General features: G+C 59.7%; 14 protein-coding genes. 4 read left to right on the forward strand and 10 right to left on the reverse strand.

The genetic code is table 11. The features are described 5' to 3' along the window. Positions 1–77 precede the first annotated feature (77 nt). A complete protein-coding gene (locus PL640_RS13275) occupies positions 78–1,031 on the reverse strand; it encodes a LysR substrate-binding domain-containing protein (RefSeq protein WP_271362242.1) in 954 nt (317 codons plus the stop codon). A gap of 87 nt (positions 1,032–1,118) precedes the next feature. Here PL640_RS13275 and PL640_RS13280 point away from each other — a divergent pair, with 87 nt between their 5' ends. After that, complete coding sequence (locus PL640_RS13280) at positions 1,119–2,084, forward strand: MBL fold metallo-hydrolase (RefSeq protein WP_271362243.1); 966 nt, start codon at positions 1,119–1,121, stop codon at positions 2,082–2,084. A 57-nt stretch (positions 2,085–2,141) separates the two neighbouring features. Here PL640_RS13280 and PL640_RS13285 read toward each other — a convergent pair whose 3' ends face one another. Together PL640_RS13285 and PL640_RS13290 are read right to left on the reverse strand one after the other, a co-directional pair. Then, complete coding sequence (locus tag PL640_RS13285) at positions 2,142–3,455, reverse strand: MFS transporter (RefSeq protein ID WP_110756092.1); 1,314 nt, start codon at positions 3,453–3,455, stop codon at positions 2,142–2,144. A 338-nt stretch (positions 3,456–3,793) separates the two neighbouring features. Then, a complete protein-coding gene (locus tag PL640_RS13290) occupies positions 3,794–4,363 on the reverse strand; it encodes a GNAT family N-acetyltransferase (RefSeq protein WP_142840397.1) in 570 nt (189 codons plus the stop codon). 296 nt (positions 4,364–4,659) lie between these two features. On the opposite strand from PL640_RS13290, the gene PL640_RS13295 reads away from it, so the two are divergent. Then, positions 4,660–5,652: a glutathione S-transferase family protein gene (locus tag PL640_RS13295; protein WP_271362244.1), complete on the forward strand. Its 993-nt coding sequence runs from the start codon at positions 4,660–4,662 to the stop codon at positions 5,650–5,652. 17 nt (positions 5,653–5,669) lie between these two features. On the opposite strand, the gene PL640_RS13300 is transcribed toward PL640_RS13295, so the two are convergent. Next, positions 5,670–6,161, reverse strand: coding sequence for an NUDIX domain-containing protein (locus tag PL640_RS13300; RefSeq protein WP_271362245.1), 492 nt, complete (start codon positions 6,159–6,161; stop codon positions 5,670–5,672). Between the two features lie 66 nt (positions 6,162–6,227). Between PL640_RS13300 and PL640_RS13305 the strand changes: the two genes are divergently transcribed. Next, a complete protein-coding gene (locus PL640_RS13305) occupies positions 6,228–7,178 on the forward strand; it encodes a metallophosphoesterase family protein (protein WP_271362246.1) in 951 nt (316 codons plus the stop codon). Between the two features lie 207 nt (positions 7,179–7,385). Here the strand turns inward: PL640_RS13305 and leuA are convergent, their stop codons facing one another. The 4 genes from leuA to PL640_RS13325 form a co-directional block, all read right to left on the reverse strand. Next, the gene (gene leuA, locus PL640_RS13310; protein WP_271362247.1) at positions 7,386–9,095 is read right to left on the reverse strand and encodes a 2-isopropylmalate synthase; all 1,710 of its coding nucleotides are present in this window, start codon (positions 9,093–9,095) and stop codon (positions 7,386–7,388) included. A 319-nt stretch (positions 9,096–9,414) separates the two neighbouring features. Further along, a complete protein-coding gene (gene brnA / locus PL640_RS13315) occupies positions 9,415–9,651 on the reverse strand; it encodes a type II toxin-antitoxin system BrnA family antitoxin (protein ID WP_271362248.1) in 237 nt (78 codons plus the stop codon). Beyond that, positions 9,632–9,901 carry a BrnT family toxin gene (locus PL640_RS13320; protein ID WP_271362249.1) on the reverse strand — a complete coding sequence of 90 codons (270 nt, stop codon included), beginning with the start codon at positions 9,899–9,901 and terminating at the stop codon, positions 9,632–9,634. Before PL640_RS13320 ends, brnA begins: the two co-directional genes overlap by 20 nt. 34 nt (positions 9,902–9,935) lie before the next feature. Next, positions 9,936–11,114 (reverse strand): benzoate/H(+) symporter BenE family transporter, encoded by a 1,179-nt coding sequence (locus PL640_RS13325; RefSeq protein WP_271362250.1) that lies wholly within the window; start codon positions 11,112–11,114, stop codon positions 9,936–9,938. A 281-nt stretch (positions 11,115–11,395) separates the two neighbouring features. On the opposite strand from PL640_RS13325, the gene PL640_RS13330 reads away from it, so the two are divergent. Further along, positions 11,396–12,478 (forward strand): esterase-like activity of phytase family protein, encoded by a 1,083-nt coding sequence (locus PL640_RS13330; protein ID WP_271362251.1) that lies wholly within the window; start codon positions 11,396–11,398, stop codon positions 12,476–12,478. A gap of 63 nt (positions 12,479–12,541) precedes the next feature. On the opposite strand, the gene PL640_RS13335 is transcribed toward PL640_RS13330, so the two are convergent. Together PL640_RS13335 and PL640_RS13340 are read right to left on the reverse strand one after the other, a co-directional pair. Continuing rightward, positions 12,542–13,186, reverse strand: coding sequence for an NrsF family protein (locus tag PL640_RS13335; protein ID WP_271362252.1), 645 nt, complete (start codon positions 13,184–13,186; stop codon positions 12,542–12,544). Continuing rightward, positions 13,183–13,698, reverse strand: coding sequence for a sigma-70 family RNA polymerase sigma factor (locus tag PL640_RS13340; RefSeq protein WP_161991280.1), 516 nt, complete (start codon positions 13,696–13,698; stop codon positions 13,183–13,185). Before PL640_RS13340 ends, PL640_RS13335 begins: the two co-directional genes overlap by 4 nt. Positions 13,699–13,899: the final 201 nt, after the last annotated feature.

Below are 13,899 nucleotides of genomic sequence, written 5' to 3' on the forward strand. Positions count from 1 at the left end.
ACACATGGAAACAAAGGCATAGAGCGTCCCTGACACTTCCGTTTCAACAGGACGCGCTCCAGAGTTCAGGCGAGTGTCTAGGCCGCGATCCCCGATATCCCACAATCCACGGTTCGGCCCATGACCTCGCGGATTTGCTGGCGAAGCCACATGGCGCCGAGATCCGCGTCGGTCTGCAAGGTCCAGACCATGGCAACCGGTGGGAAATTCAGCGTCACCGGCACAGGGCTCACCTCAAGCCCGAGCATCGGCGCATAACGCAACGCAATGCGTGAAGATACGGTCGCCAGCACTGCTGAGGATCGCGCTGTTGCCAGAACCGAGAGGAAATCCGGCGCGGCTGCAACGACATCGATTTCCACGCCGCTCAATTCCAGCGCGTCCTTGATGCAGCCCTGCAAACTGTCCGTCTGCGATATCACCGCATGTTTTGCCGCCATATAGGCATTGAGCCCCACGGGCGTGGTGAGATCGAGCAAATTCGGGTTGAAGCAGCAAAGAACGCTTGAGACATAAAGCGGCTCGCAATGGTGACGCTGCTCCTGCGAATAGGCGCATCCCACGGCCATATCGATCACACCCGTATCGAGCATCGCAGTGATTTCCTGCTCCTGCCCGCTGCGGGCCAGAATGCGGATGCCGGGCGCGATCTCGCGCAGCCGCGCCGTCAGGTCCGGCAGCAGCAACAGTTCCACCTCGCTCGACATGCCCAGCCGAAAGGTGCGGCGCTCCGTCGCCGGATCGAAAACATCCGCCGTCAGCACCGCTGCCTGCGCCTGCCGGAGCGCCTGCCGCACCGGCCCGGCCAGATTGAGCGCCCGTGCCGTCGGCTTCATCTCCTGTCCCACGCGGATGAAAAGCTCATCCTGAAACAATGTCCGCAGGGTGGAGATGTTATGGCTCATGGCCGGCTGCTGGATTTTCAACCGACGCGCAGCCCGCGTGACATTCATTTCCTCCATCATCGCATCAAAGGCGATGAGAAGATTGAGGTCGAAGGAACGGAGATTGAAATGATCGATAGTTTGCATAAGTCACATCGATTTGATTGCTGGCCTCTCTACACTTAGCTGGAGTTCGGAAACTTTCAAGACGTTCCCCAAACTCAGGAGCCACCCATGCCATCACGTCGTTCGCTTCTCAAAGGCGCCGTCAGCGCCATCTTCGCCGCCCCTTTCGTTGCGCCCAACGTCGCATTCGCCAAGGCGCCTTTCGCCGCCACGCAGGCACCCGGCTTTTATCGGCTGATGGTCGGCAAGGTAGAAGTCACCGCCCTTTCGGACGGCGTCATTGCGCTGCCACTCGCCAAAATCTACACCAATACGACGCCGGAACATGCCGCCAAGGTGCTGCGGGATGCCTTCCTGCCGGAAGAGACGCCGACTTCGGTCAATGCATTTCTCGTCAACACCGGAGACAGGCTGGTGCTGATCGATGCCGGCACCGGCACCTATCTCGGCCCAAGCCTTGGCAGGCTCGTCGCCAATATCGAGGCCTCCGGTTACAACACCAACGAGATAGACGACATTGTCCTCACCCATATCCACACGGACCATTCCGGCGGGCTGTCCTCGAATGGCAACCGTGTCTTTGCCAATGCAACGCTCCGGGTCAATGCGCGTGAAGCCGCCTTCTGGCTTGACGAGGCAAAGGCCAAGGCAGCCCCGGAAGCGCTGAAGAAGGGTTATGCCGAAGCCAGGGAAAGCATCCAGCCCTATATCGATGCCGGTAAATTCGAGACTTTCGGCGACAATGCCGCACCGGTCTCCGGTCTTGGCTCGATCCTTTACGCCGGCCACACACCCGGCCACAGCGCTGTTGTTCTGGAAAGCGACGGCCAGAAGATCGTCTTCTGGGGCGATATCACCCATGGCGATATCCTCCAGTTTGATGAGCCTGACGTGGCGATCGAGTTCGATGTCGACCAGAAGGCCGCCGTCGTGGCACGCGATCTGGCGTTCAAACAGGCGGTGGAGGGCAGATATCTGGTGGCCGGCGCTCACATCGCTTTCCCCGGCATCGGCCATGTGCGCACCGACAGCACCAATTACGACTGGCTTCCTGTCAATTATACAACGCTGTAAGCGCAGAACAGAATGGCCTGATCGTGGATCAGATCAGGCCATCACCCTTGGCGGCAACTAAGTCAGCGCCACCTGCCGCGTTTCCGCATTGATCATCGTGGCCGCAATGGCAGCCAGCACCAGCAGTCCGGCAAATATGCCGATCGCGACACCAAAGCCCTGCGCAATGGCATAACCGAGCAGCGACGGCGCCAGCAGGCCGCCAAGCCTTGCCATGGCGCCCGCAGCCCCCATGCCGGTCGCCCGCGATTCCGTCGGGTAAAGCTCCGGCGTATAGGCATAAAGCGCGCCCCAGGTGCCGAGCAGGGCAAAACTCATGATGAGGAGCGAGGCGGCAATCATCGCTCCGCCGGAAGCGAGCGTAAACAGCAGGCAACCAAGCGCGGAGAGCAGGCAGAAGCCGATCAGCGTCGGCTTGCGGCCCCATTTTTCAACGCCATAGGCGGCAAGCGCGTAACCGGGGATCTGCGCCAGCGCCACCAGCACCAGAAAACCATAACCGCGCACGAAACCGAAACCATCGCCCGCCAGTTTCGCCGGCATCCAGGTGAAGACCCCGTAATAGGAAACGGAGACGAGGAACCAGATGGTGAGGATCATGATGCTGCGCTGCCGGAGCGCCGGTGAAAATATCCCCTGCCCCTTGGCCACATCAGGCTGGAAAAGCCCCGTCCCGGCATCGAGAGGCGCACGTCCATTTGTCACCAGCATACGGTTGACGACGGCCTTGGCTTCGTCCAATCGCCCGCTGCGCAGCAGGTAAAGCGGCGATTCGGGCACCAAAAAACGCAGGCCAAGACCAAGAACGGCCGGAAAAGCCGTCACGGCGAAGATATAACGCCAGGCATCGGCCACGCCGGCAAGGCTTGCACCCCAGGCCGCCAAGGCCACGATCAGCGTGCCGACAGCCCAGAAGCCCTCGAGAAAGACCAGCCAGCGGCCGCGATTTTTGGCAGGCAGGAACTCCGCCATCATTGCATAATCCACCGGCAGCGTGCCGCCCACCGCCGCGCCAGTGAGAAAACGCAGGATGAGTAGAATGGTGAAATCGGGCGAAAATATCGAAAGCACACCGAACAGCGCATCACAGGCGACGGTGACGATCAGCACACGACGACGCCCGTAACGGTCCGCCAGCCGCCCGAAACCGGCAGCACCGAGCAACATGCCGAAAAAGAATGCCGTTCCGGTCTGCAGGGCCTGCGGCACCGTCAGGCCGAAGGTTGCGGCAATCGAGGCGGCGGTGAAACCAACCGCCAGAACCTGCATGGCATCCGCCGCCCAGACGAGGCCGAAAATGCCCATCAGCCGCCGTTGATAGGCGCCTGCGCCCGCGCGCTCCAGCGCATCGTTCATGGTAATCGCCGTCATGCCCCGCCCCTTCGCAGTAATCGACTTTCACTAGCTATCGTATAGGGGGAGGAAACGGAATTGAATTCTGTGGAGGGGAGACGCGTTGTTTCGAGACAGACCATCGGAAGAAGATTTTACCACACAAAAAGATGTGCACGGCAGTCTCGATGTTTGCCATAGCGCGTAACGCCCCTTCCGTCATGCCGGACTTGATCCGGCATCCAGTCACGGCGCGTCTGCGCCGCGGGAAGAGTCCTTTCAGCCCAAAGACTTGGGTTGGCTGGATTCCGGCTCAAGGCCGGAATGACGGGGTTTAATGTTGCGCTAAAAAGCACACAGCCCCTTCCGATACCCCCTCAGCCGTAAACCCGAAGAGGCTCCTCAAAACCCTCATCGTCCGCCGCAGCGGCCGGCATCGCAGCCTCGCATTTGCGCCAGCCGATCTTGCCCTTCAGCCGCTGGTGCACGTCGTCACCAACAGGCACCACCAGCACCCGGTTCGGGTCGACCGGACCCGGAAAATCGAGCGCCGCATAAGCGACCTTCTCGAAACCGAGCGGCATGTAATAGGGCGGATCACCGATCAGGATAACGGCTTCGGAGCCCTTCCGCCGGGCCGCCGCAATGGCGATCCGCACCAGTTCCCGGCCGATGCCCTTGTTCTTGTGCGAGGGCCGCACCGCAAGCGGGCCAAGCATATGGCCCTTCACCCCGCCGGCCAGAACCGGCGTCATGCGCACCGAGGCAATCGTCTCACCATCATCGGCGCAGACGAAGGACAGAGACCGGTCATGTGGCCCCTGCTCGCGGATGCGCGCTGCCGCACGGGTGTGCCGGCCGGGACCAAAAGCTTCTTCGTTGATGACTTCGATGATGGCGTCGTGCGACGCGTCCTCGGTGAGGTAGACAAGATCGTGCTTGGACATGAAGAGACCGAAACTTCCAGAATGCGGATGCGACAATAGATGACGGCTGCGCCGGTAAGGGCGTTCAGGAGCGTCAGCGTCGTCGGAGCATCCGTGGTTCGATCATAGTCAGCAATTTCCTCAGATTTGTGAAAATCGCAATTATCAGGAAAATTCAAACCCGTCCAGAACAAATCTCGAAGCCATCTCATTCAGCCTATGCAAGAGCAGAAACGCATTGTTCAACGCCTTGCGGGTTCGCGAGACGACAGGGAACGGTTAGAATCGCCGTCAAGGAAACAATCAAGGAGATCGTCATGGGCATGCTGGTGGAAGGCGTATGGAAAGACGTCTGGTACGACACCAAGGAAACCAAGGGGCATTTCAAGCGCGGTGCCTCGCAATTCCGCAACTGGGTCACAGCAGATGGAGCCCCCGGCCCTTCGGGAGAGGGCGGTTTCAAGGCGGAGAAGGATCGCTACCACCTCTACGTCTCCTTCGCCTGCCCCTGGGCGCATCGGACCCTGATTTTCCGCAGGCTGAAAAAGCTGGAGGACCTGATCTCCGTCTCCGTTGTCGACCCGCTGATGCTGGAAAACGGCTGGGAATTCAAGCCTGAGAGCGAACGCACACCGGGAGCGACGGAAGACCACCTTTTCGGTTCCTCCACGCTCTGGCAGGTCTACACCAAAGCGGACCCCAAATATTCCGGACGTGTGACCGTGCCGGTGCTCTGGGACAAACAGCGCGGCATCATCGTCTCCAATGAATCCGCGGAAATCATCCGCATGTTCAACTCTGCCTTCAACGATCTCACCGGATCGAAGGCAGATTATTACCCCGAGGCGCTGCGCGCCGAGATCGATGCACTGAACGACGTCATCTACGACACCGTCAATAACGGCGTCTACAAGGCCGGTTTCGCCACCACGCAGGATGCTTATCAACAGAATGCCGTGAAGGTCTTCGAAACGCTGGATATGCTTGAGAACCGCCTGAAGGACCGGCGTTTCCTGTTCGGTTCAGAACAGACGGAAGCGGACTGGCGCCTGTTCACCACTTTAGTGCGGTTCGACCCGGTCTATGTCGGCCATTTCAAGTGCAACATCCGCCGCATCCACGACTATCCGCACCTGACGGGTTACCTGCGCGATCTCTACCAGACGCCGGGCGTGCCTGATACGGTGGATATGCGCCACATCAAGGAACATTATTACCGCAGCCACCGCACCATCAACCCGACCGGCATCGTGCCCGTCGGCCCGGAGCTGGATCTGACCATGGCCCATGGTCGCGAGGCGCTTCCCTGACCGGAAGCCTTCCGCCGCTACCAATGGTCGGCGATTTCCGCTTCGCCGGCAAGTTCGGCGAGGCGGCGGCGGGTGGCGGCTGTCACCCCTTCCGGCAAAGCCGAAAGGTCGAAAAAGCCGCTTTCGGCAATTTCATGATCCGGCTTTTTCGGCCGGGTCTGGGTGACATCAAGCCGGTAAAGCGCGACATGATCGCGATTGCTGCCTTCCAGATTGAGATAGACGTGGAAAAGCTCAGGCTTTGAAGCCGCTTCGAGATTGCCTTCCTCGCGGATTTCCTTGTGCAGTGCCGCGATCAGCGTCTCGCCACGCTCCACCCCGCCGCCCGGCAGATACCAACCCCGCAGATAAGTGTGCCGCACCAGGAAAATCCTGCCCTTTTCATCAAAACAGGCCGCACGCACGCCAAGCGTGGCGCCCCGCGTAAGCAGAAAAATGAAATGCAGAAAGCGGATGAAGACACGCATGTGGAACGGACGGGCCTTCTGCCCGGTTGTCTCGTCATTCACCCTGGTTTCTCCCCGCCGGCAGGCTTTTATTGGACGTGCCGCATATCATAGGTTATCTCTGCCGCCATGTTCAAACTTGCGCATATTTCAGACGTCCATTTGGGGCCACTGCCAAAACTCACTTTCCGGGAACTTGCATCCAAGCGTATCACCGGTTTCGTCAACTGGCACCGCAACCGCCGCAAGCACCTGTTCACCGATACGCTGGAAAAGCTGCTCGACGATCTCGAGACAAAGTCACCGGATCATCTGGCTATTACCGGCGATCTCGTCAATCTTGCGACCGGCATTGAAATTCGCGCCGCCGCCGACTGGCTGGAGGAAGTGGGCGATCCTGAAAAGACATCCGTCGTTCCCGGCAATCACGACGCCTATGTTTCCGGCGCGCACGACAAGGCCATGCAGGCCTGGTACCCCTATGTGCGCGGCGATGGCGACCCGCCGGAATGGGATGATGACCGCAAGATTTTCCCCTATATGCGCGTGCGCGGCCCCGTGGCGCTGATCGGCTGCTCGACCTCGATTGCCACGCCGCCCTTTTCAGCCACCGGCTATTTCGGCAACCGGCAGGCACGCGCCACGGCGGAACTTTTGAAAAAAGCTGGCGAACAGGGGCTGTTCCGCGTGGTGATGATCCATCACCCGCCCATCCGCGGCGCCACCGCCACCCACAAGCGCATGATCGGCATCCGCCGTTTCGCAGCGGCGCTGGGCGTCGGCGGCGCGGAACTCGTGCTGCATGGGCATACGCATCTGAACACGGTCTATTGGCTGAATACGCATCACGGGGAAGACCACATTCCGGTCGTCGGCATCGCCTCGGCCAGCCAGGGACCGGGTGGGGAAAAACCGCGCGCGGCCTATAATCTCTTCCACATTTCCGGTGGGCCGGGGACGTGGAACGTTACCTGCGAACGGCACAGCCTTGATGAGACAGGGACGGGCGTGGCGCTGGAGGATGTGCGGGTGTTTTATGACAACGGGCGTCCGCTGGGGTTTGCGCGGTTGGGGGAATAGCATTCGCCGGGTCGGAGGATGGGGCTTTACCCCCCTCTGCCCTGCCGGGCATCTCCCCCTCAAGGGGGGAGATCAGCAGGAAGCGCTACCGCCACTTCATTCGCAAACATTGAGATAGGCAAGACCCAACCACGAGTCGATCTCCCCCCTTGAGGGGGAGATGTCCGGCAGGACAGAGGGGGGTAAAGCCCCACCCTCAAGGCCCACTTACCGCGCCCGCTCTTCCAGCACCCGATTGGCCGCCGAAACGATCGCCTCCAGCGAAGCCGCCACAATATTCGTGTTGACCCCCGCCCCAAACAGCTTGCCGCCCGGATGCTCCATCTCGACATAAGCGATGGCCGAAGCATTCGACCCGTGCTGCAGCGAATGCTCCGAATAATCATTCACCGACAGGTCAATGCCGAGATAGACAGACAGCGCATTGATGAACCCGTCAATCGGGCCGGTGCCCTTGCCCTCAATGCGCTTCACCTCACCATTGTCGGTGATCTCGGCGGCAACGATGCGCACGCCCTTGAAATCGCCGGCCGGATAGGTGTGGTGATCGACGAACTTGATGCGCGCCTTCGGCTGCGTCACGTAACGCTCGATAAAGCGCTCATAGATGCGCTTGGCCGGCAGCTCGACGCCTTCTTCATCGGTAATGCGCTGGATATCCTCGCGGAACTCCACCTGCAGGTTGCGCGGCAGGTTGACGCCGTAATCCTGCTGCAGAATATAGGCGATGCCGCCCTTGCCGGATTGCGAGTTGATACGGATGATCGCCTCATAGGAGCGGCCGACATCCTTCGGGTCGATCGGCAGATAGGGCACTTCCCAGACGGGATGGTTGGCAACCTTGATCGCTTTCATGCCCTTGTTGATCGCATCCTGATGCGAACCGGAAAACGCCGTATAGACCAGTTCGCCGACATAAGGATGACGCTCGGGGATCGTCATCTCGTTGGAATATTCGTAAACCGACTTGATGCGCTCGATATCGCGGCAATCCAGCTCCGGATCGACACCCTGCGTATACATGTTCAGCGCCAGCGTCACGACGTCGACATTGCCGGTGCGCTCGCCATTGCCGAACAGCGTGCCTTCGACGCGGTCCGCACCGGCCATCAGGCCCAGCTCGGTCGCGGCAATGCCCGTCCCACGGTCATTATGCGGGTGCAGCGAGATGATGACGTTTTCGCGATTGTCGATATTGCGGCACATCCATTCGATCTGGTCGGCATAGATGTTCGGCGTCGCCATTTCCACCGTCGAAGGCAGGTTCAGGATCAGCTTGTTGTCGGCCGTCGGCTTCACAACCTCGACCACGGCGTTGCAGATTTCCAGCGCCACTTCCAGCTCGGTGCCGGTAAAGCTCTCAGGCGAATATTCGAAACGGTAACCGCCGCCGGCCTTGGCCGCCATGTCGGTGATCATCTTGGCCGCATCGACGGCGATCTGCTTGATGCCGTGCACATCCTTGCCGAACACCACGCGGCGCTGCAGTTCCGAAGTGGAATTGTAGAAGTGGATGATCGGCTTGTTGGCGCCTTCCAGCGCCTCGAAGGTGCGGGTGATCAGCTCCGGGCGGCACTGCACCAGCACCTGCAGGGACACATCGTCAGGCACATTGCCTTCTTCCACGCACCAGCGGGCGAAATCGAAATCCGTCTGCGAAGCGGAAGGGAAGCCGATCTCGATTTCCTTGAAGCCCATTTCGAGCAGCAGCTTGAACATGCGGGCCTTGCGGTCGTGGCCCATGGGGTTGACCAGCGACTGGTTGCCATCGCGCAGATCCACCGAACACCAGATCGGCGCTTTGTCGATGATCTTGCCCGGCCAGGTGCGGTCAGGGATGTTGATGGTCGGGTAAGGGCGATACTTCACGCTCGCGTCGTTCATGCCCTTGGAAATATTGGTGATCTTGCCGTCCATGTCGCTTCCTCCTTGCGCAGTCCGCGGGCTTGTCCAAGCCATCGGCGGATGCGCGGCCCTTGAGGGCCTAAATCCAGTATAAGATGAGATTTCAAGATGAGGAGCGTTTGCGCCAGCGGGCTTTCGGCCGCCGGGCGCTCCTCACTGGACCCGGCAACCGCGTGTAAGGTCGAGGCTAAGAAGCGAGAGTGCACCGCACGGCGAGGCCTTCGCAGAAATCTGCGCGCTCATGCCGAAAATGATTGCGATGCTGTTGCTCATGGCGACGTGTATAAACAGCGACTGGCAGTCTGACAAGTGATCTTGTTATCTTCCCCGCCTATTTTACTCGCTGATTACTCTCCAGCTTTTCCGATATCCATTTGACGATGAGGGCCTCGCGCGTCGTTCCAAGGCGAGCCGCCTCCGCATCCACCTGACGCAAAATCCCATTGGGAAGATCGAAATTGGTTTGTTCCTTACCGGGCCGGCTAGCCTTCGACCAGTCGACATAATCGTCGACGTCTTCGCCATCGTCGAATTTCCTGTCGAAATCTTCAGCGCTGATCGTCTTCATAACGCTGCTTCTCCTTGTCTCTGGAACGCCTGACGGAAATGATCCGCAACCGGTCATTTCTATAGGTGTAGATGGCGCTCCAGCACTTTCCGCGCAATTGCGCAATCATAATATACCGTTCTTCCGACGTGGTTTCGAGAGGTGCGACAAGTCTTTTCTCGTCCAGCCAAAGCGCTCTTGCCTCGACGAAATCCATTCCATGTTTGTCTTTATTACTTTCGCTTTTGGCGGGATCGAATTCGAAATCCATAAATAAATATTTCTTAAAACAATAAGCTCCCTATCTAATCACGCTTCACTACCCGCTGCAACGCCATCATCAGCCCGCCGCCGATCAGCCCCCAGAACGCCCCGGAAACGCCTGCAAAAGAAAGGCCAGATGCGGTGATGAGGAAAGTGATCGCCGCTGCCTCGCGGGTTTCCGGCTCCTTGAAGGCCGCGACGGCGGAACCGGAAAAGGCGCCGACCAGCGCCAGCCCCGCCACCGCCTGAATGAGGATGGGCGGCGCCAGCGCCACGAAGGCCGTGACCACGCCGGCCAACAGGCCGAAGATGATGTAACCGACACCGCCGATGATCGCCGCCCAATAGCGCCGTTTGGGGTCGGCATGGGCGTCCTCGCCCGCGCACATCGCCGCGGTGATCGCTGCGAGATTGACGGCATGGCCGCCGAAGGATGCGGAAAGCAGCGAGAAGAAGCCGGTCGTGGCGAAAAGCGGCCCGGGCTGCGGATCGTAATGATTGACCTTCAGCACCGCGATGCCGGGAATGTTCTGCGAGGCCATGGTAACGATGAACAGCGGCAGCGCGATGGAGACGACGGCATGCAGGCTGAAGACGGGCGTCACCCATTCCATCGGCGGCGTCAGCGATTGCGCCACGCTATCAAGCGCGCCCGCCGGAATATCGACCCCGAAGATCATGACGAGCACAAAGGCGGCAAGGGCGGCAGGCACGGCGAAAAGCCGCCTGAAGGCTCCCACCACGATCCAGGCAAGAATGATCGGCAAACCAAGCGCCGGGTTAAAGCCGATCGCCTTCACCGGCGCAAAGCACAGGCCGATGATGACACCTGACAGCATGGCATTGGCGAGCGGCGCGGGAATGGAGGCAACCGCGCGCCCGAGCGGCTTGAACAGGCCGGCGATGATGATCAGCACGGCGCAGATGATGAACCCGCCCACGGCCGCCGGAAACCCGCCCTCGATCACACCGGTGGTTGCCAGAAGGGCCGCACCCGGCGTCGACCAGGCAATGCTGACCGGCAGCCGGGTGGTGGCGGAAAGAACGATGGCGCAAAGCCCCATCGCCACCGAAAGCGCCATCAGCCCGGAGGCCGCCTCGAAATCCGTCGCGCCGACGGCTTTGAGGCCCTGTAACACGACGGCAAAGGAACTGGCAAAACCGACAAAGGCGGTAAGGCATCCCATGAACAGGCTCTGGACGGAAAAATCTTTCAGCATGAAGCACTCTGCGGGCCTGCTGCCAGTCGCTGGAACCGCAACGGACGGCGGGGCGACAGGCAGGAACAAAATTTGAAGCGTAGGGCGCGAATCCGGACAGCACGACACGCTTTGGATGAAGCATCACTATATTCAGGATCAAAAAAGACAAGGCTTGGCAAGATGAGCCGCCGGACTTCAGGTACGGAGATACGGAAAACGTCATCAAAGTTTAGCGGCAGGGCGCTAATCCTCGCGGCATCCATCCCAACAGGGCAGCCGCCACAAGAAGGATCGCCTCCATGTTTCGCATCGCCGCCATCGCCGCTTTCTGCCTTGTGGCCCTTCCGGCCGCCGCACAGACCCCGCCACCGCCAGCCTTTCTCGGCCAGATCGTCGTGCCTTCCGGCCTCTCCATCAATGGCGTTGCTTTCGGCGGCATTTCCGATCTGACTTTTGATAGCGAAACCGGCCGTTATCTGGCCATTTCCGATGACCGCGTCGAAAAAGGCCCTGCCCGTTATTACGAACTGGAACTGGCCGTGACGGAAGGGGCCGTCACGCTGAACATCGCCGCCACCCGCGAATTGAAGGACGAGACCGGCGCAGCCTTCGCGCTGAAGGGCATCGACGCCGAAGGCATCGCACTCGACCGCAAGGCCGGCAAGCTCTACTGGTCGTCCGAACGCGACCTGAAAAACCAGCCGGCGATCTATGTCTCGAACCTCGATGGCAGCGATGTAAGGCGGCTGGAACTGCCCGAGGCCTATCTCGTCAATGATGCAAAGACGAGAGGCGTGCAGAATAATCTCGGCTTTGAGGGGCTAACGCTGACATCCGGCAAGCTCATCGCCGCCACGGAAAACGCGCTGACCCAGGATGGCCAGAAGGCCACCCCGCAGGCCGGCAGCCCGTCCCGCATTCTCGTCATCGACACGGCGACACTGACGCCGGTTGCCGAACATGTCTATGTCACCGAGGCGATCTCGAAGACCCCGACAGCCGCCGAACCGAAATATAACGACAATGGTCTCTCCGCCATCGCCGCCATGCCGGATGGCCGGTTTGTCACGGTGGAGCGCAATTTCGCTTCCGGCGTCGGCAACCATATCCGCTTTTTCATTGCTGATCTGTCCGGCGCGGAAAACATCCTTGGCAAGGACAAGATCGAAGCGGCGAATGTGCGCGCCGTATCGAAAACCCCGTGGTTCGAGATCAACGAAGGCGATTTCGGTCTCGACATCGACAATATCGAAAGCTTCGCATTCGGACCGGTGGTGGATGGCAAGCAGCTTTTCTTCATCGCCTCGGACGACAATTTCAATCCGGGCAAGCAGTTCACCCAGTTCGCGGCCTTCGCAGTTCCCGCCAATCTGGGCCAGTGAAATCCGTGACGACATGAGACACCGGCTCCGGACCACGTTCGGAGCCGGCAAGAGCAGCGCCTTTCACCAGCGCAGAAAACGGGAACCTGCAAAGGCACCGATCAGGCCCATCATGAGAATGCCTAGCGAATACCAGATCAGCACGAATGCCATGCCGTTTTCGGTGCAGAACCAGGAATAGACCCAGGCTCCGGCCGCACCCGCGGCAAGGCCACCGACAAAACCGGCAAGCGTCGGGTCAGCCGGAGCGGCGCGTTTGAGAACGGCGAAATTCGCCAAAAAGACGGGAAGCGAAAAAGCCGCGATCAGAAACGGGCAATGCAGCGCCGACCGCCCCAGAATAAGGGCGCGATAACTGCCCGGCACGGCAAAACCGAGCTGGACAAGCGCTATCGCCACCATCGCGACGAAAATCAGCGCAAGCCAAACGAAGAAAAAGCCGCTGTCCCCATCGGGGCTGGCAAGTCGTCTGACGGCGACAAATGCAGCAACGGCCAGCAGGGCGTTATAGGCAGACTTGATCCAGAAACCCAGTTCGGTGAAAGCATCGTCCATATCGACGCGCAGCCCGAGAATGACGAGCATCAGCAACAGCGAAATGCCAAGCGCGGGCAAGACCGCAAGCGCGAGCCTGCGCTCCATCGCAAAAGCGGGCACGGGCCTGAGGTCACCCGCCAGTTGGTCAATGATGTCGTCCGTCTTTCTCACGAATCTCCCCGCAATTTTGCCGCCAGGACTTTCAGCGTCCTGTGAATGCCGACCCTTGCTGCAAGCTCGGTCTGGCCGGATTTTTTTGCCGCTTCGGCAATCGACTGCCCTTCAAGCTTCACATTGCGAATGAGGTCGCGTTGCCGTTCCGGCAAGTCGTCGAGCAGCCGTTCCACATCCATGCGTGCCGTCACCGCATCGATGGTTGGCTCGGCCTCCAGCGTCTCATCGAGCTCCACTTCCGCCAGCATGCGCCCACCCCTGCCACGATAGTGGTCGATGAGCTTGTAGCGCGCGATCGAAAAAAACCAGGCCGTGAAAGGTCGCGCACGATCATAGGTCCCCCGTTTGGCGTGAAGCGACAACAGGGTTTCCTGTACAAGATCCTCCACATCGCCTCTGGAAGTGGAGGCCATGCGCCGCCCATAATAGGCAATAAGCAGCCGGCGCAAGGCGTGGAGCAAATGCCTGTAGGCGCTATCGTCCCCGTCAAGGGAACGCAGCATCAGTATCTTTAATGTTTCTTCCGAAAGGCTGCCTGTCATCGTCACTATCGGGTTATTCGCAGTCCGCAGGATATTGTTACATAATGGCTTAAAAATAATCTCGCCCGAATATGCTCTCACAAGCACGTGAAGCTGTAACGATGGGCCGTTTCCGACCGAATGGAAAGTCGTGAGCCCCCGGCACAACGCCGGCGGACATAAAATGAC

The organism is Agrobacterium sp. ST15.16.024 (genome assembly GCF_027956545.1).
GTDB lineage: Bacteria > Pseudomonadota > Alphaproteobacteria > Rhizobiales > Rhizobiaceae > Agrobacterium > Agrobacterium cucumeris.

Coding starts and splice junctions, on each gene's coding strand:
- PL640_RS13275 (WP_271362242.1), bottom strand. CDS start 1,031: ATGCAAACTATCGATCATTTCAATCTCCGTTCCTTCGACCTCAATCTT.
- PL640_RS13280 (WP_271362243.1), top strand. CDS start 1,119: ATGCCATCACGTCGTTCGCTTCTCAAAGGCGCCGTCAGCGCCATCTTC.
- PL640_RS13285 (WP_110756092.1), bottom strand. CDS start 3,455: ATGACGGCGATTACCATGAACGATGCGCTGGAGCGCGCGGGCGCAGGC.
- PL640_RS13290 (WP_142840397.1), bottom strand. CDS start 4,363: ATGTCCAAGCACGATCTTGTCTACCTCACCGAGGACGCGTCGCACGAC.
- PL640_RS13295 (WP_271362244.1), top strand. CDS start 4,660: ATGGGCATGCTGGTGGAAGGCGTATGGAAAGACGTCTGGTACGACACC.
- PL640_RS13305 (WP_271362246.1), top strand. CDS start 6,228: ATGTTCAAACTTGCGCATATTTCAGACGTCCATTTGGGGCCACTGCCA.
- leuA (WP_271362247.1), bottom strand. CDS start 9,095: ATGGACGGCAAGATCACCAATATTTCCAAGGGCATGAACGACGCGAGC.
- brnA (WP_271362248.1), bottom strand. CDS start 9,651: ATGAAGACGATCAGCGCTGAAGATTTCGACAGGAAATTCGACGATGGC.
- PL640_RS13320 (WP_271362249.1), bottom strand. CDS start 9,901: ATGGATTTCGAATTCGATCCCGCCAAAAGCGAAAGTAATAAAGACAAA.
- PL640_RS13325 (WP_271362250.1), bottom strand. CDS start 11,114: ATGCTGAAAGATTTTTCCGTCCAGAGCCTGTTCATGGGATGCCTTACC.
- PL640_RS13330 (WP_271362251.1), top strand. CDS start 11,396: ATGTTTCGCATCGCCGCCATCGCCGCTTTCTGCCTTGTGGCCCTTCCG.